A 19,993-nucleotide genomic window follows, 5' to 3' on the forward strand; every position below is an offset into this window, starting at 1 on the left:
GCAGGTGGTCAACGAGGGACGCCAACAAGGTGGCCGCGCCATACGACTACGTCGTGGTCGACGCCGGGCCGCATCCAACCCGCGCAAGACTCTCGCCTTCGCATTCGTGCGGTCGAGGAGGAAACGGCAGCTGTCATTCGCCGGATCTTCGCCGAGCACTTGAACGGAAAGGCGACCGCGCAATCGCCGACAGACTCAACTGTGACGGAATTCCTTGCCCTTCTGCACGGCGTCCCGAGTAGAACGGGCACCGCCTCGCAACGCAGTACGGTTCGATCGATCATGGAGCTCGGTATACCGGATAAGCGATTTTCGGGCGGTGGGCGCGGCAGGAGATGCTTCTGGCTCCCGACGATGTCGCAGCTGGGCACGTGACGAGGTTTCGGCGGGCAACCCGGATAGGGGTGGTGCGCTCTCGCAATCCCGCGCACCCGGTGATCGTTCTGGTGAGGACTCCACTGCGGCTCAGCTTTCTCGTCGCTCTTGTGCCGCCGGCGGGCTCGAAGCGCGCCCCGCAAGCTCGAACGTCCGATGGCGACAAAGTGGATGTACGCGTTTCGGGGGTGGGTCCGGTGCAGGCACTGTCAGCGCAAGATGGAAGGGACGCCACAAGACTGCCGGATCCATTACCGCTGTGCCGCACGCACGCTTGTACGGGATCGCCGACACTCGCTGAGCACCCCCAAGAACATCTACCTGCCCGACGCGACACTCATGGAACCGCCGAACGCCTTCGGTGGTTCGTGCGGCCACTGCCGTGGCGTCTCGCCGACTTGGTCAGGTTCGGTGTGCTGCGTCCCCCAGCGAGGCGGTCTACATGATCGTGCTCGGCGCGGTCGATCAGCGCTTCGAGGTCACGCGGCTGGCGGAACAACCAGTCGGTGCGCCACACCACGCAGCCGTCGGACGCCCCTGACTCGACCCTGGCGAGCACGGTTTCCCACCCCGGACGCCGCACCCCGCGCCGCCAAGCGGACAGACCGTCCGGCAGTTCCCGGCCAAGCACTCCGCCGACCGCGCCTACCAGCGCTAACCTCGTCCGTGTTGACCAGGTAGCCGAGAGTAGGTCAACAAAACAATGACCGCGAAGCGCGCCTTGACACAGAGTCGGCGGCCGCAGGGAGGCTTCGGATCGGGGTGCCCGGGTGGGGCTGGGTGCTGGGCTTGGTTGCGTTGTCGGCCGAGGGTTGGAGGTGAGGCGCGTGGCTTGGGTGAATGGCGAGCTGGTTCGGCGGCCGGCAGTTGGCAGGTGCGGCGCGTGACTTGCGTGAGCGGCGAGCTGGGTTCGGCGACCGGCAGTTGGGTGGGGCCAAAGCACCCCAATGTGGCGTTCGATGCGCTCGACTCACCCAATGTGGCGTTCGGTGCATTCAACGCACCCAATGCGGCGTTCGGTGCGTTGAACGCAGCCAATGGCGCATTGGGGGCGAGGTGTGGGGCGGCAGGGCGCGGAGGCGGGCGGCGGCGAAGGCGGAGCACTGTCGAGCTGGGTTGGAGCACTGTGGTGGATGCACCGGTGAGCGGTGCGGTGGTCGCTGGAGGTGCCGGCTTGGTTCGAAGCGCCGGTCAGTGGGTGCAGGCGGCGCAGGACTCCGCCGGGTGCTCGGCCGGGGCAGGTGGGCGCCGGGGCTGGGGCACGGCGGCTGCGAGGCACGGCGGGCACGAGCCGGCCAGAAGTGCGGGTTCGGCTCGTTTCGGCGGGGTGCGCGGTGCCACGGGCGCGGGCCGCACGCGCGGCAGGACCTCGGCGACGGCGCGCAGCTCCTCGGCGAGCCGGGCCTGCGTGCGGAGCGCGGCGGCGGTGCGCACGGCAGGGCGGCGGCGCAGCACGAGCAGCGCAGCCGCGAGTGGCCCGCCTGCCAGCGGCAGACCGGCGGCCACCGTCGCGAACAGTTCCATCACCGACCCCAGAGGTGCGCGGACACCGGCACCGTGACCGCTCGGCTCGGCGGTCCGTCCCCCGTGCTTCGCGGAGTAGCCGATGCTAGCGCCGGTTGCCACGTGGCCAACAGGATCACCACCCGGCCGTGGTGGCGTCCGCCTCGTGAACGTCACTTGACATGGTGAGGGAGATTCGTCACGCCCGTGTCGCCATTGCCCGGTCGACCACGAAGCCGTGGTACGAACGACCCTTTTCGTGCGCGGACCCATCTTCTACAGAAGCGCGGAGGCGGGACCGAAAAGAGAAGTGTGTCTGTCCTACGTCCGGGGAGGTCGTGCTAACGTCCGCGCCAGCGCGCGGATGCACGTGCGGATTCCCGAGCTGGCAACGGAAGGCGGGGACGATGGACCACCCACCCTGCGACGTCGAGTCCGGCTTGCGCGCCCTCATCGCCCGCGGCTACCAGTTCGTGCACCCCAGCGACGCCACCGGCGAAGTCCTCGCGGTCGTCGGCGTCCGCGTCCACGGCGACATCGTGGACGTCTTCCGCCTCGACGCCGAGGACGACGCCACCGCCACCCGCATGCCGGCGGACGAAGAAAACGTTTTCACGCCGACCACCTGGCTGTGGCGCGCGGCCGGCCCCGCCACCCGCGTGCTGGCCGACCTCCTCGCCCTCCCGGACGACACCACCCCCGGCACCGCGGGCGGCTGCTGGATCCCCGGCCGCCCCGGCACGGCGAAATGGCTCGCCGCCAGCTGACCCGACACCACAACGCAGGCCCGGCAGCACAGCCGCCGCCCGCGAACCGACCCAGCTCCGACCAGCAGCCACCCTCCCCGGCGCCGCGCACGAATGCAGGACCCCCAGCTGCCCCGGCACGGCGAATTGGCTCGCCGCCAGCTGACCCGGCACCACAGCGCCTGACAACAGGCGGTGCCGCCCATGTGCCGTGCGACCTTCCGCCCGCGAAGTCGCTTGCCGCGGCCCGGCGCGGCGGTGCGTCGGGCGCGTCGGCGCAGGGTGCGCCAGTCGGCAACCCCGCGCCGGCCAAGGTGGCCGCCGCGGGGTTGCGGGGCAAGATTTCGCCGCGGCTCGACGCCGCGCGGGGGCGGGCCCGGCGGCGAAGCGGCTGCCCCGGCAGCCACTCCTCTCCCGGCCCACACCGGGATCACAGCCCCGCCAGCACCTCCGCCTCCTCGGCCGCCGACAGGCCCGAGCGGCGGTCGCGGTGCGGGCCCAGTTCGTGTTCGCGCGCCAGGGCGCCCGCGACGGCGTCGGCGAGGGGGCGTACGTCCAGGCCTGCCGCGAGTGACGGGGCCGGGTCGTGGGAGGTGACGCCGGCGTAGGCGGGCGGGAGCCAGAGCGGCAGGGAGCGTGGACCGGACCACGGGGCGACGCCGGCGGCCTCCAGCTGGGTGTCCGTGGCGGGCACGACCTCGACGTCCGTGCCGACGGCCGCGGCGATGTCCGCGAGCAGCTTGCCCAGCCCGACCGCCGGGCCGATCCCGTCGAACGTGCCGCCCAGCCCCGTCTCGAACGCGGTGACGATCCAGGCCGCGAGGTCGCGGACGTCGATGTACTGCGCGAGCCGGTCGGAGGCGGGCACGAGCACGCGGCCGCCGCGGGCGAAGCGGCCGGGCCAGTAGCCGAAGCGGTCGCTGCCGTCGCCGGGGCCGGTGATCAGGCCGGGCCGCACGACGAAGGCGCGCTCCCCGAGCGCGGCGCGCACGGCGTTCTCACTGGCGACCTTGATACCCCCGTACAGCCCGGTACCGCCTTCCGCGGCCAGGTCGTCGCGGGTCGCGTGGCGCGGCAGCGGGTCCACGAGCGGGCCGGTCGCCGGGGTCTGGCCGGACGTCGCCTCGTCGGCGTAGACGTTGATCGTCGACACGAACGTCCAGTGCGCCACGCGGTCCGCGAGCGCCGCCAGCGCCCGCTCCACCCACGGGAACGACATCGGCGCCACGTCCACCACGGCGTCGAACTCGGGCAGCGAAGCCACTCCGTCCGGATCGTCCCGGTCCACCTTGATCAGGCGCGCACCGTCGGGCACCGCCCCCGACTCGCCGCGCGCCGCGCACACGACCTCGTGGCCCCGCCGCAGCGCCTCCTCCGCGACGGCCCGTCCGACGAACACCGTCCCACCCAGCACGAGAAGTCTCATGCCCCTCACCCTGGCGCGCCCGCCCCGGCGCCACCACCGGTCTCGCGGAGGGCGAACGCACCCCTCAGCCCAGCACCCGCTCCGCCGCCAGCGCCGCCTGCGTGCGGCTGCCCACCTGCAGCTTGGCGAGCAGGTTGCCCACGTGGACCTTGACCGTGCGTTCCGCCAGGCCGAGCTCGGCGGCGATGTCCCGATTGGACAGTCCGCGGCCGAGCAACGCCAGCACGTCGCGTTCGCGCGGGGTGAACGGCTCGGCCGGGGACCCGAGCTCCGCGGCGACGGCCGGGCTGACTGCGGTCACGCCCGCATGAGCCGCGCGGACGGCCGCGGCCAGCTCTTCGCCCGTGGAGTCCTTGAGCACGAACCCGTCCGCGCCCTCGGCCAGTGCCCGCCGGATGTCGCGCGCCCGCCCGATCGTCGTCAGCATCACCACGCGCGGACGGGGCGAGCGCGCCCGCAGCCGCCGCAGCACCTCGAGGCCGTCGAGGGCCGGCAGGTTCAGGTCGAGCAGCACCACGTCGCCCAGGTCGCCCGGCACGGCGAGCAGCTCGGCGCCGTCGGCGTGCACACCGGTCACGGTGAGGTCCGGCTGCGCGGCGAGGATGAGGGCGAGACCTTCGCGGACCAGCGCGTGGTCGTCGACGACGCGGATCCCGATCACCGGCGCAGTCTACCCTCGGCCCGTGCGCCGACTCGCCGATCGACGGCTCCTCGCCGACCTGGCGACCACGCTGCTGGTCGCCCTCCTGCTCGCGCTGGGCGGCACGTGGCAGCCGGGGCACGGCGGGGCCGGTCTGCTGCTCGTCGTGGCACAGCTGCTGCCGCTGCCGCTTCGCCGGCGGTTCCCCGGCTGGGTGCTCGCCGTGGTCGCCGCCGCGACCGTCGCCCACCTCCTCACCACCGCCCCACGCAACCTCGACTACCTCCCGGTCCTGCTCGCCCTCTACACCGCGCCGATGTCGCCGCGCCCGCTCGTGCGGTTCTGGCTGTGCGGCGCCACGACGGCGGCGGTCGGCGCGGCGATGGTGCCCGCCAAGGGATTCGTGGACGGCGCTGCTCACCGCCGCCATCTGCGTGGTCGCGTGGCTCCTCGGCGTGGAACGCCAACGCCACGTCGCCGAGCGCGCGGAGTTCGCCGCACAACGCACCCGCCACCGGCTGGAACGCCTCGCCGCCGAACGCCGCGACCGCACCGCGCGCCGGCTGCACGACACGCTCGCGCGCACCACCACCGTGATGCTCGTACAGGCCGAGGCCCTGCGCGCGGCCGGCGACCTGACCGACGCCGACCGCCGGCGCGTCGACGCGATGCTGTCGGCCGGCCGCGACGCGCTCGGCCAGGTCCGCGCGACGCTGCGCGAACTCCACGACGAGGAGGAGCCCGCCGCCGAACCCGCGCTGACCGAAGTGCTCGACCAGCTGCGCTCGGCCGGTCTGGTCCTCGACGCGGTGCCGGACGCCGCGGCCTTCCCCGGCCCCGTCCGCCCGCTCGCCGGACGCGTGATCGCCGAAGCCGCCACCAACGCCCTGCGCCACCACGGCCCGGGCACGCGTCTGGGCGTCGACGTCGCCGTGACCGGCGGGCAAGTCCGGATCGCCGTCGCGTCGGAGGTCCGGACCGCGCCGGCGGCGACCACCACCGGCGCGGGCTGGGGCCTCACCAGCCTGCGCGCGCAGCTGGCCGAGCACGGCGGCTCGCTCACGGCCGGCCCCGTGGCCGGCGGCTGGTCCGTGGTGGCCGTCATCCCTTGCCCCGCAACGCCAGCAGCTGCGACACCGTGACGAACCGGTAGCCCTGGGCCCGCAGCCCGTCGATCGCCGGGCCGAGCGCTTGCCGCGTCGCCTCGCGGGCCGGGTACATCGCGTGCAGCACCACGATCGAGCCCGGGCGCACGTGGCTCACCACGTACTCCGCGGTCGCGGTGGCCGAAGCGTCGACATCGGGGTAGGAGTTCGGCTCGACGTCCCACATGGTCGTCTGCCGGCCGTGCCGGCTCAGGTAGTACGGGAGCGCGAGCAGCTTCTTGCCGTTGGGCGGGCGCACGGTGATCTCGCCCCGGTAGCCGGTCCGGCGGATGAGCGCGTCGGTGCGTTCGATCTCCGAGGCGACGTAGCCGGGCGTCACCAGCACCATCCGCTCGTGCGAATAGGTGTGGTTGCCCAGTTCGTGCCCGGCGGCAGCGAGCTCGCGGCCCAGCTCGGGGTGTGCCTGGAGCTCTCGGCCGATGAGGAAGAACGTGGCCTTCACCCCGCGCGAGGCCAGCGTGGCGAGCACGGGCGCCACACCGGCCGGATCGGGTCCGTCGTCGAAGGTCAGCGCCACGACCTTCTGCGAGGTGTCGACCCGGTCGGTGAGGCCGCCGAAGAACTGGAATGTGCGCACGTCGGCCACCCGCAACAGCGCGTACCCGCCGGCGAGCACCAGCACGAGCAGGACGGCGAGCGAGATCGTCCAGCGGCGGGCCCGCCGGGACAGGTGGGGACGGATCATGCGCGCCACCCTGCCCATCCGGCCCGCCCGCCGGAAGCGCCGGAGGTACTAGTCCCTCCGGCCGATCAGCGAGCCGGCGGTACCGGCAGTGCCGGTGATCCCGAGTCCGGAGTAGAACGACAGGGGTGATCACCGAAATCGCGATCGTCGACGTGAAACCGGGCGCCGGGGACGAATTCGCCGCCGCGTACGCGAAAGCCCACGAGCTGCTCGCGACCACGCCCGGCTGCCGCAGTGCGCGGATGATGCGCAGCGAAGAGAGCCCGGACCGTTTCGTCGGCGTCGTCGAGTGGGAGTCGAAGCAGCACCACCTGGAGCACTTCCGGGGCACCGACCGCTACGCCGCATACGGCGCGTCGCTCGGGCCCTACCTCGCCGCGCCGCCGCGGGTGGAGCACTTCGAGGCCGTCTGACGGCTCAGGCGCTGCGGCGGGACCGGACACCGGCCGCCCGCGCGATCATGCCGGCCAGGTCGGCGACCGGGGCCGGGTCGTCGGGGAGCTGGCCCACGGCGACGCGGATGTGCGGCGCGCCGGAACGGCCGGTGAAACAGCGGCTGCCGGCGCCGACGGAGACGCCGTGCGCGGCCAGCGTGACCAACGTGCGGGTCTCCTCCGGCACCGGCACCCACAGGGTGAGCCCGTCGCCCGCGGCCGCGTCGAGGCCGTGCTCGCGCAAGGCCTCCGCGAGCACCGTCCGTCGTCCCGCGTAGCGCCAGCGCGCGCGGTGGACCAGCGCGTCCGTGGCGGTGTCGGTGAGCAGGAACGCCTGCGCGTCCTGCAGCACGCGGCTGGACCACGCGGTGCCGAACGCCCGCTGCGCGCGCACCCGTTCCACCAGCGCGGCCGAGCCACCGAGCACGCAGCTGCGCAGCTCGGTGCCGAACGCCGTGCAGTACGACCGCACCAGCAGCACCTGCCCGGGCAGGTGCGTGCCCAGGCTCGCCCCCGCCGAGGCGGCGAGCGGGCCGAAGTCGTCGGCCTCGATCACGGCCGTGTCGGTGCGCGCAAGCACGGCGGCGAGCTCGGCGACGCGCGCGGCGGACACGGTGTGGCCCAGCGGGTTCTGGGCTCGTGGCTGGTAGACGAAAGCGACGGGCCGGTGCGCCAGCGCCGCTTCCAGCGCGTCGGCGCGCGGGCCGGATTCGTCGCAGCGCACCGGAACCACGTGGATGCGCGCCGCGCGCAGGTGCCGCAGCAACCACGGCGCCGTCGGTTCCTCGACCGCGACCACGTCGCCGGGCCGCGCCACCGCCCGGCACGCGAGCGCCACGCCTTCCTGCCCACCGGCGGCGACCGTCCAGGCCTCCGCCGCGAACGGCCACGCCGGCTTCACCGCGGCCCGCAGCCGGGAGCTGATCGGTTCCTTCACCGCGGGCCGTTCCGACCGCACCCCGGCGGCCACGGCGTCCTCCAGCGGCGGCAGAAGCGCGGGGTCGGGTGAGCCGTGCTCCAGGTCCACCGACTGCCAGCCCGGGAACATCCGCGCGGGCGGGAGCCCGGCGGGCGGCGCCAGCACGGTCGTGCCGCGCCGGCGGCCGGTGCCGATCAGCCCGGCCGCGCGCAGCTGCGCCCACGCCTCCGCGATCGTCGTGGGACTCACCGACAGCTCGGCCGCGAGCGCGCGCACCGTCGGCAGCCGCGTCCCCGGCTGCACCTCGCCGTCACGGATCAGGCCCGACACGGCGCCCGCGATGCCGCGCGCCGTGCGTTCGCCGATGCGCACGGCGAGCCAGCCGAGCCCGACCGGCGCGGTCGTCGCGAGTTCACCCGAGCCCACGCACCGGCTCCCCTCATTCGGTGGGAATTCGATCTGTCGAGATCGAAAGCTAGGCCGCCCGCACCCGGCGGCAAAGCGGTTTCACATCCTGGTCGGCCCCGGCAAAGGCGGTACAAAACCGCGGTTTCGCCCACCTGTGCGCACATTCCTTCGGTGACCGAATGAAACCCCCGGAACCGGTTCCGGTGATTCAGCCACCGGATCAGACCACTGGTACGTCCACACCGGACCGGACACGAAAGTGTTTGCGGGATCGCTCGGCCGGGTACTCAGCATCCATCGGTCCCCATTACTGAACAGCTGGAGAATCCATGATCGTGCTCGGAGTCATCCTGCTCGTCGTCGGTTTCATCACCGGCATCTCGATCCTTTGGACGATCGGCATCGTCCTGCTGGTCATCGGCGCGGTCCTGGCCATCCTGGGCGGAACCGGCCGCAAGGTCGGCGGCCGCGCGCACTGGTACTGAGCCGCTGATACCGAGCCACTGGTTTGAACCGCCGAAAAACGGGTAACCCCCGCCTGTGCGAAAGGAGCGGTCGTGAGCGACAAAATGCAGAACAAGGCCGATGAATTGAAAGGCCGCGCCAAAGAAGCACTCGGAAACGCCACCGGAAACGAGCAGTGGCAGGCCGAAGGCAAGGCGGATCAGGCCAAGGGCGCGCTGAAGCAAGCCGGCGAGAAGGTGAAGGACGCCGTCGACGGGCTGAAGAACAAGGACTGACACGCGGGTGAACGAGCGCCGCCGGGTATCGCCCGGCGGCGCTCGTGCGTCCCGGGATGCCAGGCGCCCCAACGGAAATCGCGCCCGAACGAGTGAGATCACGGTCTCACCGAACCGTGGATTGAACCAAAGGGTGAGAGGGTAGCCGTGGGACGCCGCCCGTCCCGACCGGCGCGGCCACGATCGCGGTGTGGCTGACCGCCCGACCTGGGAGAATCGCCATGACGACCTCACTCACCCCCGAGATCACCGAAACGGCGCCCGCGAAACTCGCCGGACGCCCCGAATTCCCGCGTGCGGCACCGGCTCCGGCCGCCCCCGCACCGGACACCGGCGCGCCGGGCGCCACCGCGCCGGACCTCACCGGCGTGCACACGACCGCCCCGGACCCGGGCTCCGACACCCGCGAAGGCGGCTCGCAGCTGCACCGCCTCGCGGCCATGGCTTCGCTGCAGGACTGGATCCGGCGCAGCAGCCCCGTTCTCATGCACGAAGCCGTCCTCGCCGGGGAAAGCCCCGCCGAGGTCGCCGCGGCCGCACGGCTGTCGGTCGCCCAAGCGCACCTCACGTGGAACACGTGGGCCACCCGCCGGCTGGCGTCCACCACACCCGGCGAAGCCCTTCCGTTGCGCCAGTACCTGCGCGTGCACACCGCCTTCGCGCGGGCGCTGAACGACGCCTGATCATTCGGTCACCGAACCGGTCGGCGGCCCCGAGAAGGCCCGGCATTGCACCGAACGGGGTACGGCCGGGCGCGACGGACGCGGGCTTGGCATGATTTGCGCATGGCTGAGTCCGGTGCCCCCGCCGACGACGCGGGCCGGGTGGAGACCGCCGGCGGCGCCGTCGCGCTGAGTGAGAGCGACGGCGCCGCGGTGCTGGCCGTGAGCGGCGCCCTCGACCTCGCGCTCGCCCCCAAGCTGCGCCGGCTCGTCGACCGCGCCGCGCGCACGGGGGCGCCGGTGCTCGTGATCGACCTCAGCGCCGTCGACTTCCTGGCGTCGGCGGGGATGGCGGTGCTCGTGTGGGCCCACCGGCAGGCCGAACCCGCCGACGTGCGCGTGGTCGCGAGCAGCCGGCTCACGCTGCGGCCGCTGGAGCTGACCCGCCTGACCGACGAGCTCGCCGTGTTCCCGTCCCTGCCCGCCGCGCTGGAGGGCGCATGACGACCGCCGACGGCCTCGGGCCCGTGGCCGAGGCCGTGCGCAAGGCGTTCGTCGACGCCGAGGGCCGGCCCGTCGCCGTACGGGTCCGCCGGCTCGACGCCGCGGACTTCCGGGGCCGCGGCCGGGTTGTGGTCCCCGACGCCGCGACGGTAGCCCAGCTCGTCCCGGCTCAACGCGTGACCGGCGCCGTGGTCGTCGCCGACGAGGACGCCACCGTGCTGCTGCACACCGACGCTCCCGAAGGCGCCCGCCTCGCGCCGACCGCGGCCGGGGTCGACGCCGCGACGGCCGAGCTCACCGGCACCGTCAGCCGGCTGCGCGCCGAGGCCGGCGTCGTCGACGCCCTGCACTCCATCGGCCGCAGGCTCACCGCGCAGCTCGATCTCGACGTCGTGGTCCAGGAAGCGACCGACGCCGCCACCGGCGCGACGGGCGCGGCCTTCGGCGCGTTCTTCTACAACCTGATCGACCAGTTCGGCGAGTCGTACACGCTCTACACCCTCTCCGGCGTGCCGCGCGAAGCGTTCTCCCGCTTCCCCATGCCCCGCAACACCGCCGTGTTCGGCCCGACCTTCGACGGCACCGGCACCGTCCGCAGCCCGGACATCACGACCGACCCGCGCTTCGGCCACAACGCGCCCTACCGCGGCATGCCCGAAGGCCACCTGCCCGTGCGCAGCTACCTCGCCGTGTCGGTCGTCAGCCCCACCAGCGGCGAGGTGCTCGGCGGGTTCTTCTTCGGCCACCCGGAAACGGACCGGTTCACCGAGCGCCACGAGTACCTCGCCGAAGGCATCGCGGGCTACGCCGCCATCGCGCTGGACAACGCCCGCCTCTTCGAACGCGAGCGCACCCTCGCCGCGGAGCTCTCCCGCAGCATGGTGCCGGCCGCACCGCTGATCCCGGGCCTGGACCTCGTCACGCGGTACCTGCCCGCCGCCACCGGCAGCAAGGTGGGCGGCGACTGGTTCGACGTACTCCGCCTCGGCTCGGGCGCCACCGCGTTCGTGATCGGCGACGTGGTCGGCCACGGCGTCACCGCGGCCACCGTGATGGGCCAGGTCCGCACCGCGATCCGCTCGTACGCGCTGCTGGAGCTGCCGCCCTCGGAAGTGCTGCGCAACGTCTCGCAGCTCACCGGCCGGTTCGCCGAGCCGAGCTTCGTGACCTGTTTCTACGCCGTGCACGATCCCGCGGACCACTCGCTGACGTACGCGAACGCCGGGCATCTGCCCGCCGTGCTCGTCCACGCCGACGGCACGCCCGAGCAGATCGGCGAGGCGCTGGCCCAGCCACTCGGCGTCGGCACCGAGTTCCCGCAGGAAAAGGTGGCTTTCCCGCCGGAGACCGACCTCGTGCTCTACACCGACGGTCTCGTCGAGAGCCGCACCCGAGACCTCACCGTCGGCATCGCCGGGCTGCTCGCCGCGCTCGGCGGGCTGCGCGCCGGACCCGACGCGGAAACCGCGTGGGACCGCCTGATCCACGACCTCACCGGCGGCAGCCACGACGACGACATCGCCCTGATCCACGTGCGCCGCCGCGACGGAGGTGCGGCGTGACCGGGCGCGCGACCGAGGATCGCACCACACCGGAGTTCCGCCGCCGCGTCGCGGCCGCGCCGGAGCCGCTGATCGGCCTGCGCCGCGCCCTCGCCGGCTGGGTCGAGGGGCTCGGCATGAGCACCACGCAGCAGGAGGACGTGGTGATGGCGAGCTACGAGGCCATGGCCAACTCCGCCGAACACGCCTACGAGGGCCGGGAACCCGGCGTGCTCGACGTCCTCGCGACCTGCGTGGACGGCACCGTCACCGTGGTCGTCACCGACTACGGCCGCTGGCTGCCGCCCCGCCCGACCAACGGCCTGCGCGGCCGTGGCCTGCCGCTGATGCAGGGCCTCGCGCACGAAAGCGAGTGCGTGCAACGCCCGGACGGCACCACGGTGACGCTCAGCTGGCAGCTCGAACCGGCCGGGTAGCGGGCCGCAGGATGCGGTTGGCCGACCACGCGAGCAGCAGGAGCTCGGCCGCGGAGAAGCCCAGCAGCGCCATCGGGCTCGACACCCACACCAGCGCCAGCCCGACGGCGAGCACCGGCACGACGAGGCCCGCGTAGGCCGAGAGGAACAGCGCCGCCAGCACCTGGCCGCGCGAGCGCGGACCGGCCAGCGTGGCCACGGTGGTCACCGACGCGCGGAAGCCGAGCCCCATGCCCGTGCCCGCGAGCAGGCTGCCGGCGAAGAACAGCCACAGCGAAGGCAGCAGGGCCGCGACCGGCAGCACCACGAGTCCCACGGCCATCAGCGCGAAGCCGAGCCGCAGCTGGCGTGCGACCGTGAGCCGCGCGAAGACGATCTGCCCGAGCGCCGCGGCGACCAGCAGGGACGCCGCCGCGACCCCGGCGAGCAGGTGGCCGGTTCGGTGCAGGCCCTGGGCGAGCAACGTCGGCGCCAGAGCCGTGAACAGGCCGGTGATCGCGAACGAGGCGAACACCGCGATGGCCGCGCCGAAGAACCTCGGCTTCGCATCGACCGGCAGCGAAAGCCGCTGCGGCCGGTACGCCGGCGGCTCGTCCCACGGCTCGACGGTCTCCGGCACCAGCACCACGGCGATCGCGGCCACGAGCAGCACCACCAGGAACACGGCGAACGGCGTGGTGAGCGGGCTCGTCGCGTACTTCGCGAAGAACCCGCCGACGATCGGGCCGAGGCCGAGCCCACCGAGGTTCACCACGCTCGCGATCAGCCCGGCGCGGCCGGCGTGTTCACCGGGCCGCGCGACGGCGCGCAGCTCCGACAGGTGCGCGGTGGCGGTGGCGGTGAGCGCGCCGATGCCGGCGCCGCTGATCAGCCGGGCCAGCAGCAGCACCGGCACCTCCGGTGACGACAGGAAGAGCGCGGCCGCGAGCGCCTCGGCGAGTGTGGCGAAAACGATGACGCGACGCCGGCCCAGCCAGTCGCTCACGTGACCCGCGAGGTAGAGGCTTGCCATCACGCCCACGGCGTAGGCGACGAAGACGAAGGTGACCACGAACGCCGGGAACCCGTCCTGGCGCTGATAAATCGCGTACAGCGGCGTCGGCACGGTCGAGAACGCGAGCGACGCGGCGAACGCGAGGGCGATCACGCGGAAGCCCCAGTCATGGGTGAGCCTCGGACGGACGGTGCGGATTGTGCGGGCTGTGACGGGCGAAACGGTGTGGAGCATGGCTGCCTTCCCCGGAAGATCCTTGTGCCTTCAACCATCCCCTCGGCAACTCATTCCGTCCAACGAAAAGTCCTGGCGACAGTTATCGTGCAATGCGATAATTCAGCTGGTGGAGACCCGTCAGCTCGAGTACTTCGTCGCCGTGGCCGAGGAGCTCAGCTTCACGCGCGCGGCCCAGCGGTTGTTCGCCGTCCAGTCCACCGTGTCCGCCACGATCCGCACGCTGGAGACCGAGCTGGGCACGACGTTGTTCGACCGCTCCACCCGGCGGGTCGCGCTGTCGGCCGCCGGCGCGTTGTTCCTGCCGGAGGCGAAGGCCGCACTCGACGCGGTGGAGCGCGCCCGCGAGGTGGTGCAGGAAGCCTCGGCCGGCGTGCGCGGGAGCCTGCGGGTGGGCACGCTCACCAGCGTCGGCGCCCTCGACCTGCCCGCGCTGCTCGGCGCGTTCCACGACCGGCACCCCCTGGTCGACCTGCACCTCACGGTGTCGGTCACGGGCTCGACCGGCCTGGCCGAGGACGTGCGCCACGGCCGGCTCGACGTCGCGCTGCTCGGCCTGCCCGAGAGCGAACTGCCGGGCCTGACCGTGCGCACGATCGTCACGGTCCCCTACTTCGCCGTGCTCCCGGCCGCGCACCCGCTCGCCGGCCGCACGTCGATCTCGTTGCGGGACCTCACCGGCGAGCGGTTCGTGGACGCGCCGCGCGGCTTCGGCAACCGGATCGCCATCGACCGCGCCTGCGAGGCGCTCGGTGTCGCGCGCCGGGTCCCGGTGGAGGTCGCCGACCTCCGCGTGACGCCCCTGTACGTCGCCGCCGGGCTGGGCGTCGCCGTGGTCCCCGACCTCGTGCCGCTGACCGCTCCCGGCACCGCCGTGGTGCCACTGGACGACGCCGGGCTCACGTGGCCCCTCTCCGTGGTGAGCCACGGTGAAAAGGCCCCCGGACGGGCTCTGCGGACCCTGCTCGACCTGCTGGTGGAGACCGATTTCTTACAGAAGTCGGACGGCCGCGCAATCGGCCGTCCGAGGGAATAGAAAGTGCCCGTACGGTGTCTTTACAGCTACACGTCCAGGTGCGTTTCACCTGGTTCCCCAGCCCGAGCCGAAAGGCCGCGAAGGGAGAGCTGTGTCCCAGCAGACGCAGTACAACAAGAACCCGGAAGCCGTGTCCCGGCTGACCCCGGAGCAGTACCGCGTGACCCAGCAGGACGGGACCGAGCGGGCGTTCGCGAACGAATACTGGGACAACCACGAGCCCGGCATCTACGTGGACGTCGTGTCCGGCGAGCCGCTGTTCGCCTCCGTGGACAAGTACGACAGCCACTCCGGCTGGCCGAGCTTCACCAGGCCGATCCAGAAGACCAACGTCGTCGAGCGCAACGACTTCAGCCACGGCATGATCCGGGCGGAGGTCCGTTCGCTGCACGGTGACAGCCACCTCGGCCACGTCTTCGACGACGGCCCGGTCGACCAGGGCGGCCTGCGCTACTGCATCAACTCCGCGTCGTTGAAGTTCATCCACCTCGACGACCTGGACAAAGAGGGGTATGGAGAGTTCCGTGCCCTCTTCACCGACAACACCGACAACACCGACAAGTAAGGAGACGACGTGACGACCGAAAAGGCGATCCTCGCCGGCGGATGTTTCTGGGGCATGGAGGAGCTGTTCCGCCACCAGCCCGGCGTCGTGTCCACGCGCGTCGGCTACAGCGGCGGCGACACACCCAACGCCACCTACCGCAACCACGGCACCCACGCCGAGGCCATCGAGGTCCTCTACGACCCGGCCACGACCGACTTCCGGAACCTGCTCGAGTTCTTCTTCCAGGTCCACGACCCCACGACGAAGAACCGCCAGGGCAACGACATCGGGATGAGCTACCGCTCCGCGATCTACTTCACGAACGACGAGCAGAAGAAGGTCGCCGAAGACACCATCGCCGACGTCGAGGCCTCCGGCCTCTGGCCCGGCAAGGTCGTCACCGAGGTCACCCCCGCCGGCGACTTCTGGGAGGCCGAGCCCGAGCACCAGGACTACCTCCAGAAGTACCCGAACGGCTACACCTGCCACTTCCCCCGCCCCGGGTGGAAGCTGCCCAAGCGGGCGACGGCCTGATCACGACGGCGCGCGGACCCACGTCCGCGCGCCGCGCGTTTTTCAGCGCCTTTTGCAACCGCCCTTTTCAGCGCATTTTCTTCGGCGCCCTTTTTCAGCGCCTTCGTTCCAGCGCCGCCGGGGATGTCACAACGGACCACGGCCCGGCCGAACCGAGGAGATCCCGATGCGCGACTACCCGGACGCGATCACCCAGATCGACCACGTCGAGCCCGTGCCCCGGCGGATCCGCGCCGTGCTCGGCGGCGAGACGGTGCTCGACACCACCCGCGCGCTGTACGTGTGGGAGTGGCCGTACTACCCGCAGTACTACATCCCGGTCGCCGACGTGACTCCCGGCGTGCTCGTGGACGAGAACCACCGGCAGCGGCTCAAGCGCGGCACCGCGCGCCGGCAGACCCTCAAGGCAGGCGACGAGGTGAAGACCGCCGCCGCGCGCCTCTATGGTGCGGACGCCGGCGCCGGCCTCGCGGACCACGTCCGGTTCGAGTGGACCGCCCTCGACGCGTGGTTCGAAGAGGACGAGCAGGTGTTCGTCCACCCGCGCAACCCGTACACGCGCGTCGACGCCCTCCGCTCCACCCGGCACGTGCGCGTGGCACTGGAAGGCCGGACGCTCGCGGAGTCGTCGTCCCCGGTGCTGCTGTTCGAGACCGGCCTGCCGACGCGGTACTACCTCAACCGCACCGAGGTGGACTTCTCCCACCTCGTGCCCACGAGCACCGTCACCGAGTGCCCGTACAAGGGCACCACCACCGGCTACTGGTCCGTGCGCACCGGCGACGTGCTGCACCAGGACCTGGCCTGGTCCTACGACTTCCCGACGCGCTCGCTCAGCGCGATCTCCAACCTGATCTGCTTCTACAACGAGAAGGTCGACCTCTTCGTCGACGGCCGGGAGATCCCGCGGCCGACCACGCACTTCTCCTGAAGGTCAGTCCACTTCGGACTGCAGCCGGGCGAACGCCGAGATCACGGTGCCCGCCAGCCGGTCGCCTCGCGCGGCGTGGCCGGCGGGCACCGTCACGCACACGGTGAACCGGTCGGCCCACGTCATCACGCCCACCGCCACCGGCACGTCCGGCGCCAGCGACAGCACGGGGTAAACGGTGCGCACGAGGGAACCGTTGAGCACCACCGGGGAACGCGCGCCCGGCAGCACCGAGGCGATCATGCTGAACCAGGTGCCGCGGTAGACCAGCCGCGCCACGCGCCGGTGCAGCCACGGCGGCAGGATCCCGATCACCCGCACCACGGCGTTGCCCGCGCGGGGCGCGCCCCGGGTCACCTGCTCGGCCAGCAGCTCCCGCGTCGCCCGCACGCGTTCGGGCAGCGACATCGCCCCGGTCGGCAGGTCGACACTCGCGGCCCCCGTGTGGTTGCCCAGCTGGCGGAACGTCCCGGTGTCGCGAATGGACATCGGGATCAGCACCCGCACCCGCTCCGGCGCGGCCGCGCCCAGCTCCCGGTGCACGGCCTCCGCGACGAGCGCGAGCACGAAGTCGGTGGTCGGCACGCCGACCTTGCGCGCGACCGCCCGCACCTGCGGTGCCGACAGGTGCGCACGCGCGTAATGCCGCCGCGGCCCCGGGATCCCGGCCTCCCACGGCACGCGCGGCGCCGTGCCCGCCCGCGCGAGCGCCCAGACGCCGCGGGCCAGCTCTTCGGCTTCCTTCCGGCGCCCAGGGCGTTTCCGCGCCGCGGCCGAGACGCGGTCGGCCGCCCCGCGCAGCCGGCCGCGGCGCACCGGCGCCGGCGGCGGGTCCAGCGGCGGTTTGCCGCGGGCCTGCCCGACGAGGGCGCCGATCACCGCGATGCCGTCGCTCGCCGCGTGGTGCAGCGCGATGAGCAACGCGCCCTGCTCGCCCTCGATGCCGGTCACGAGCCGCGCACGCACCGGGTGCTCCGGGGAGACGGGCTCGGAGAAGAAGTCGTCCATCTGGGCGGTGAGCGAGGATTCGAGCTCGCTGCCGGCCGGCAGCTCGACGTCGCCGAGAATGCCGTCAGCGGTGCGCGCCGGATCCTCCTGCCACTTCGCCCGCCACAGGCCACCGCCCGGCAGCAGCCGTGCGCGCAGGCCGGGCGTCGCCGACAGCAGGTGGACGGCGTCCGCGTGCGTGGGGCGGGAGCCGTCGGCCTTCGGGTCGAGCATCAGCACCGCGCCGACCTGTTGCGGCACCTGCGGGGTCGCGACGTGCAGGAACAACGCGTCTTCGGGCCGCAGCCGCTGCGGTGCCGGGTTGAGCGGCGAGTCCACGAGCGACTCGAGCGCCGCCGTGAGCGACGTGGCCGAATCGCAGTGGCGGGTGGCCGCTTCCGCCATCGCCTTGAGCCGCTCCGGCTCGGCGAGCAGCGTGCGGACGGAGCCGGTGAGCTCACCGTCCTGCTCGGTCACGAGCGCGAGACCGGCCTCGGCCATCAGCCGGGCGTTGGCCTTGCCGTGCGCGGCGATCGGCCGGTGCATGAGCACGGGCCGCCCGCACGCCAGGGCCTCCAGACCGGTCGCGCCACCGGCGTTGGTCACCACGACGTCCGAGGCGATCGTGTAGTCGGCCATCCGGTCGGTCCAGCCGACGACCCGCAGGCGCGGCTCGTCGAGCCGTTCGAGGCGGCGTTGCAGAGCTTCGTTGCGGCCGCAGATCGCCACGGGCACCACCTCGGGCCCGGCCGCGAGCAGCTCCCGCACCGTGCCCTCGACGTCGCCGAACCCGAGCGAGCCGCACGAAACCAGCGCCACGAACGCTTCCGGCGGCAACCCCAGCCGCTGCCGCGCGCCCGCGCGGTCACCGGGCCGGAACTCGGCGCGCACCGGCGGCGCCGACACCCCCACCACGGCCGAGGGCGCGCAGCGGCGCGCCAGGCCCACGGCGACTTCGTGCATCACCATCGTGAGGTCGGCCGACCCGTAGACCCAGAACGGGTGCGGCGCGAAGTCCGACACCCACGCGCCGATCGGCGCCTTCAGCTTCCCGCGCCGGCGCAGCCACGCCAGCCCGGCGGTGCCCATCGGATAGGTGGACAGAACGAGGTCCGGTGCGAAGTCCGCCACCGGTTTCGCGAGCCGCCGCCCGCACCAGGACGCGGTGAAGCGCTTCGAGGCCGCGGCGAACCACGCGAGGCGCCAGATGGCGTCGTAGAAGAACTCGTACAGCCACGGGGTGGTCTCGACGTTGGCCACGTAGATGCGGCGGAACAGTCCCCCGAACCCCGGCCCCAGCTGGTCGAGGGCGTCGAGCCACTTCACCTCGGCGGCGGGCCAGCGCTCCCGCACGGCGCCCTCCAGCGCCCGTCCGGTGGCGTTGTGCCCTTCCCCCATGTTCGCCGAGACGATCAGCACGCGCTCCAACGCGCCCCCTTCGCCAGAGGTGCCGCGAGCGGCGGTCACCAGCTGTTTCCTAACAGGTGGATCCGGCCAGACCGTACCCGTCGTCGGAGTCCGACCCGGCGTGCTCGGCCTCGGCGTGTTCGTGTTCTTCCTCGATCGCGGCCACGTCCAGGTGAGCCGCGCGCGTCGAGAGCATCGCGATACCGACCACGATCACGGCACCGGCGAACGCCTCGCCCGCGAGCCCCCACGGCGTGCCGTTGGCCGTCTCCCCCATCCAGGACAACCCGATCGCGACCCCCACGAGCGGGTCGAGCGCCGTGATCACGGCCAGCGCCGGCGTGAGGTAGCGGCCCTGCTGGAAGGTGTTCTGGCTGAGCAGGAACCCGAGCGGGCCCACCACGCAGACGATGTAGAGCGTCCAGTGCTTGAACGGTTCGTCCAGGCCGTGGCGGAACTGCCCGGCGACGACCTTCATCAGGCCGGCCGTCAGGCCGTAGAGCACGCCCGTGGCCACGGCGAGCCCGAGCACGCGCCCGGACCCGTTGTGGCTCAGCGCGGCGAGCGCGAGACCCGCGATGGTCACGGTGGCCAGCGCGATGCCGAGCGGGAGCAGCGACGTCCCGGTGACGAGCACGTCGCCGTTGCCGCTGGGACGGGCGATCAGCAGGAACACCGCGAGCCCGGCCACGCACAACGCCGAGCCGGCGCTCATCACCCGGTCGGGGCCTCTTCGCTCGAGCCGCGCGAACACGAACCCGGCGAAGATCAACGAAGTGATGAGCAGAGGCTGGACCAGCAGCAACGGTCCGAACGCGAGCGCGACGAGCTGCAGGACGAGCCCCAGTACGGTCGCCACGATGCCGATGAGCCACAATGGTCGCCCGACGAGGCGCCTGAACAACGTGAGATCGAGCGGGTTCGCCGGCTCGACCTCTTTGGCCGCCTTTGCCTGGGCGGCGCTGGCGATTCCCATGCACGCCGCGCCCAGCACCGCGGCAGGGACGGCCACGAAAAGCGACACCCCCGTGACACTCATGGAATACTCACCTCACACCATTCCCATCCGCCGTGCCTATGCTGTTGAAAAATTCGTGGGCCGTGGGGGGATGGTCACCCCGCACCGGAGGTACTTGA

21 protein-coding genes are annotated in these 19,993 nt (G+C 72.5%); 13 read left to right on the forward strand and 8 right to left on the reverse strand.

Annotated features, from left to right (window positions below; genetic code table 11):
* Positions 1 to 1,566: 1,566 nt before the first annotated feature.
* Positions 1,567 to 1,899 carry a hypothetical protein gene (locus AB0K15_RS05655; protein ID WP_364045944.1) on the reverse strand — a complete coding sequence of 111 codons (333 nt, stop codon included), beginning with the start codon at positions 1,897 to 1,899 and terminating at the stop codon, positions 1,567 to 1,569.
* Between the two features lie 386 nt (positions 1,900 to 2,285).
* On the opposite strand from AB0K15_RS05655, the gene AB0K15_RS05660 reads away from it, so the two are divergent.
* The gene (locus AB0K15_RS05660) at positions 2,286 to 2,645 is read left to right on the forward strand and encodes a hypothetical protein (RefSeq protein WP_364045946.1); all 360 of its coding nucleotides are present in this window, start codon (positions 2,286 to 2,288) and stop codon (positions 2,643 to 2,645) included.
* 409 nt (positions 2,646 to 3,054) lie between these two features.
* Here AB0K15_RS05660 and AB0K15_RS05665 read toward each other — a convergent pair whose 3' ends face one another.
* Positions 3,055 to 4,050, reverse strand: coding sequence for an NAD-dependent epimerase/dehydratase family protein (locus AB0K15_RS05665; RefSeq protein ID WP_364045948.1), 996 nt, complete (start codon positions 4,048 to 4,050; stop codon positions 3,055 to 3,057).
* 64 nt (positions 4,051 to 4,114) lie between these two features.
* Positions 4,115 to 4,711 (reverse strand): response regulator transcription factor, encoded by a 597-nt coding sequence (locus tag AB0K15_RS05670; RefSeq protein ID WP_364045950.1) that lies wholly within the window; start codon positions 4,709 to 4,711, stop codon positions 4,115 to 4,117.
* A gap of 434 nt (positions 4,712 to 5,145) precedes the next feature.
* Here AB0K15_RS05670 and AB0K15_RS05675 point away from each other — a divergent pair, with 434 nt between their 5' ends.
* Positions 5,146 to 5,832 carry a histidine kinase gene (locus AB0K15_RS05675; RefSeq protein WP_364045952.1) on the forward strand — a complete coding sequence of 229 codons (687 nt, stop codon included), beginning with the start codon at positions 5,146 to 5,148 and terminating at the stop codon, positions 5,830 to 5,832.
* Here AB0K15_RS05675 and AB0K15_RS05680 read toward each other — a convergent pair.
* Positions 5,792 to 6,541, reverse strand: a complete 750-nt coding sequence (locus tag AB0K15_RS05680; protein ID WP_364045954.1) for a polysaccharide deacetylase family protein — start codon at positions 6,539 to 6,541, stop codon at positions 5,792 to 5,794. The two genes, AB0K15_RS05675 and AB0K15_RS05680, sit on opposite strands and share 41 nt — an antisense overlap.
* 125 nt (positions 6,542 to 6,666) lie before the next feature.
* Here AB0K15_RS05680 and AB0K15_RS05685 point away from each other — a divergent pair, with 125 nt between their 5' ends.
* Positions 6,667 to 6,954 carry a putative quinol monooxygenase gene (locus AB0K15_RS05685; protein WP_364045956.1) on the forward strand — a complete coding sequence of 96 codons (288 nt, stop codon included), beginning with the start codon at positions 6,667 to 6,669 and terminating at the stop codon, positions 6,952 to 6,954.
* Between the two features lie 4 nt (positions 6,955 to 6,958).
* Here AB0K15_RS05685 and AB0K15_RS05690 read toward each other — a convergent pair whose 3' ends face one another.
* Positions 6,959 to 8,320, reverse strand: coding sequence for a PLP-dependent aminotransferase family protein (locus AB0K15_RS05690; protein ID WP_364045958.1), 1,362 nt, complete (start codon positions 8,318 to 8,320; stop codon positions 6,959 to 6,961).
* 311 nt (positions 8,321 to 8,631) lie between these two features.
* Here AB0K15_RS05690 and AB0K15_RS05695 point away from each other — a divergent pair, with 311 nt between their 5' ends.
* The 6 genes from AB0K15_RS05695 to AB0K15_RS05720 all read left to right on the forward strand — a co-directional run bounded on the left by AB0K15_RS05695 (position 8,632) and on the right by AB0K15_RS05720 (position 12,186).
* Complete coding sequence (locus AB0K15_RS05695; protein ID WP_326834498.1) at positions 8,632 to 8,787, forward strand: hypothetical protein; 156 nt, start codon at positions 8,632 to 8,634, stop codon at positions 8,785 to 8,787.
* A 72-nt stretch (positions 8,788 to 8,859) separates the two neighbouring features.
* A complete protein-coding gene (locus AB0K15_RS05700; RefSeq protein WP_360595731.1) occupies positions 8,860 to 9,042 on the forward strand; it encodes a CsbD family protein in 183 nt (60 codons plus the stop codon).
* Between the two features lie 221 nt (positions 9,043 to 9,263).
* Positions 9,264 to 9,725, forward strand: coding sequence for a hypothetical protein (locus AB0K15_RS05705; protein WP_364045960.1), 462 nt, complete (start codon positions 9,264 to 9,266; stop codon positions 9,723 to 9,725).
* 102 nt (positions 9,726 to 9,827) lie between these two features.
* Positions 9,828 to 10,208 carry an STAS domain-containing protein gene (locus tag AB0K15_RS05710; protein ID WP_364045962.1) on the forward strand — a complete coding sequence of 127 codons (381 nt, stop codon included), beginning with the start codon at positions 9,828 to 9,830 and terminating at the stop codon, positions 10,206 to 10,208.
* Complete coding sequence (locus AB0K15_RS05715; protein ID WP_364045964.1) at positions 10,205 to 11,770, forward strand: GAF domain-containing SpoIIE family protein phosphatase; 1,566 nt, start codon at positions 10,205 to 10,207, stop codon at positions 11,768 to 11,770. Before AB0K15_RS05710 ends, AB0K15_RS05715 begins: the two co-directional genes overlap by 4 nt.
* Positions 11,767 to 12,186, forward strand: coding sequence for an ATP-binding protein (locus tag AB0K15_RS05720; RefSeq protein ID WP_364045966.1), 420 nt, complete (start codon positions 11,767 to 11,769; stop codon positions 12,184 to 12,186). The genes AB0K15_RS05715 and AB0K15_RS05720 overlap by 4 nt, the downstream gene beginning before the upstream one ends.
* Here AB0K15_RS05720 and AB0K15_RS05725 read toward each other — a convergent pair.
* The gene (locus AB0K15_RS05725) at positions 12,158 to 13,414 is read right to left on the reverse strand and encodes an MFS transporter (RefSeq protein WP_364045968.1); all 1,257 of its coding nucleotides are present in this window, start codon (positions 13,412 to 13,414) and stop codon (positions 12,158 to 12,160) included. The two genes, AB0K15_RS05720 and AB0K15_RS05725, sit on opposite strands and share 29 nt — an antisense overlap.
* 109 nt (positions 13,415 to 13,523) lie before the next feature.
* On the opposite strand from AB0K15_RS05725, the gene AB0K15_RS05730 reads away from it, so the two are divergent.
* The 4 genes from AB0K15_RS05730 (at position 13,524) to AB0K15_RS05745 (ending at position 16,462) form a co-directional block, all read left to right on the forward strand.
* The gene (locus tag AB0K15_RS05730) at positions 13,524 to 14,450 is read left to right on the forward strand and encodes a LysR family transcriptional regulator (RefSeq protein WP_364045970.1); all 927 of its coding nucleotides are present in this window, start codon (positions 13,524 to 13,526) and stop codon (positions 14,448 to 14,450) included.
* Between the two features lie 91 nt (positions 14,451 to 14,541).
* Complete coding sequence (gene msrB, locus AB0K15_RS05735; protein ID WP_364045972.1) at positions 14,542 to 15,015, forward strand: peptide-methionine (R)-S-oxide reductase MsrB; 474 nt, start codon at positions 14,542 to 14,544, stop codon at positions 15,013 to 15,015.
* Between the two features lie 9 nt (positions 15,016 to 15,024).
* Positions 15,025 to 15,531, forward strand: coding sequence for a peptide-methionine (S)-S-oxide reductase MsrA (msrA, locus tag AB0K15_RS05740; protein WP_364045974.1), 507 nt, complete (start codon positions 15,025 to 15,027; stop codon positions 15,529 to 15,531).
* A 166-nt stretch (positions 15,532 to 15,697) separates the two neighbouring features.
* Positions 15,698 to 16,462 (forward strand): DUF427 domain-containing protein, encoded by a 765-nt coding sequence (locus AB0K15_RS05745; RefSeq protein WP_364045976.1) that lies wholly within the window; start codon positions 15,698 to 15,700, stop codon positions 16,460 to 16,462.
* Positions 16,463 to 16,465: 3 nt separating this feature from the next.
* On the opposite strand, the gene AB0K15_RS05750 is transcribed toward AB0K15_RS05745, so the two are convergent.
* Together AB0K15_RS05750 and AB0K15_RS05755 are read right to left on the reverse strand one after the other, a co-directional pair.
* Positions 16,466 to 18,916 (reverse strand): WS/DGAT domain-containing protein, encoded by a 2,451-nt coding sequence (locus AB0K15_RS05750; RefSeq protein WP_364045977.1) that lies wholly within the window; start codon positions 18,914 to 18,916, stop codon positions 16,466 to 16,468.
* 10 nt (positions 18,917 to 18,926) lie between these two features.
* Positions 18,927 to 19,895 carry a DMT family transporter gene (locus AB0K15_RS05755; RefSeq protein ID WP_364045979.1) on the reverse strand — a complete coding sequence of 323 codons (969 nt, stop codon included), beginning with the start codon at positions 19,893 to 19,895 and terminating at the stop codon, positions 18,927 to 18,929.
* Positions 19,896 to 19,993: the final 98 nt, after the last annotated feature.

The sequence above is a fragment of the Amycolatopsis sp. NPDC049253 genome (assembly GCF_040678995.1).
In the GTDB taxonomy this organism is placed as follows: domain Bacteria; phylum Actinomycetota; class Actinomycetes; order Mycobacteriales; family Pseudonocardiaceae; genus Amycolatopsis.

Excerpts from the sequence above, each read along its gene's own strand:
- AB0K15_RS05655 (WP_364045944.1), bottom strand. The coding sequence starts at position 1,899 with ATGGAACTGTTCGCGACGGTGGCCGCCGGTCTGCCGCTGGCAGGCGGG.
- AB0K15_RS05660 (WP_364045946.1), top strand. The coding sequence starts at position 2,286 with ATGGACCACCCACCCTGCGACGTCGAGTCCGGCTTGCGCGCCCTCATC.
- AB0K15_RS05715 (WP_364045964.1), top strand. The coding sequence starts at position 10,205 with ATGACGACCGCCGACGGCCTCGGGCCCGTGGCCGAGGCCGTGCGCAAG.
- AB0K15_RS05755 (WP_364045979.1), bottom strand. The coding sequence starts at position 19,895 with ATGAGTGTCACGGGGGTGTCGCTTTTCGTGGCCGTCCCTGCCGCGGTG.
- AB0K15_RS05680 (WP_364045954.1), bottom strand. The coding sequence starts at position 6,541 with ATGATCCGTCCCCACCTGTCCCGGCGGGCCCGCCGCTGGACGATCTCG.
- AB0K15_RS05725 (WP_364045968.1), bottom strand. The coding sequence starts at position 13,414 with ATGCTCCACACCGTTTCGCCCGTCACAGCCCGCACAATCCGCACCGTC.
- AB0K15_RS05745 (WP_364045976.1), top strand. The coding sequence starts at position 15,698 with ATGCGCGACTACCCGGACGCGATCACCCAGATCGACCACGTCGAGCCC.
- AB0K15_RS05705 (WP_364045960.1), top strand. The coding sequence starts at position 9,264 with ATGACGACCTCACTCACCCCCGAGATCACCGAAACGGCGCCCGCGAAA.
- AB0K15_RS05710 (WP_364045962.1), top strand. The coding sequence starts at position 9,828 with ATGGCTGAGTCCGGTGCCCCCGCCGACGACGCGGGCCGGGTGGAGACC.
- AB0K15_RS05665 (WP_364045948.1), bottom strand. The coding sequence starts at position 4,050 with ATGAGACTTCTCGTGCTGGGTGGGACGGTGTTCGTCGGACGGGCCGTC.
- AB0K15_RS05695 (WP_326834498.1), top strand. The coding sequence starts at position 8,632 with ATGATCGTGCTCGGAGTCATCCTGCTCGTCGTCGGTTTCATCACCGGC.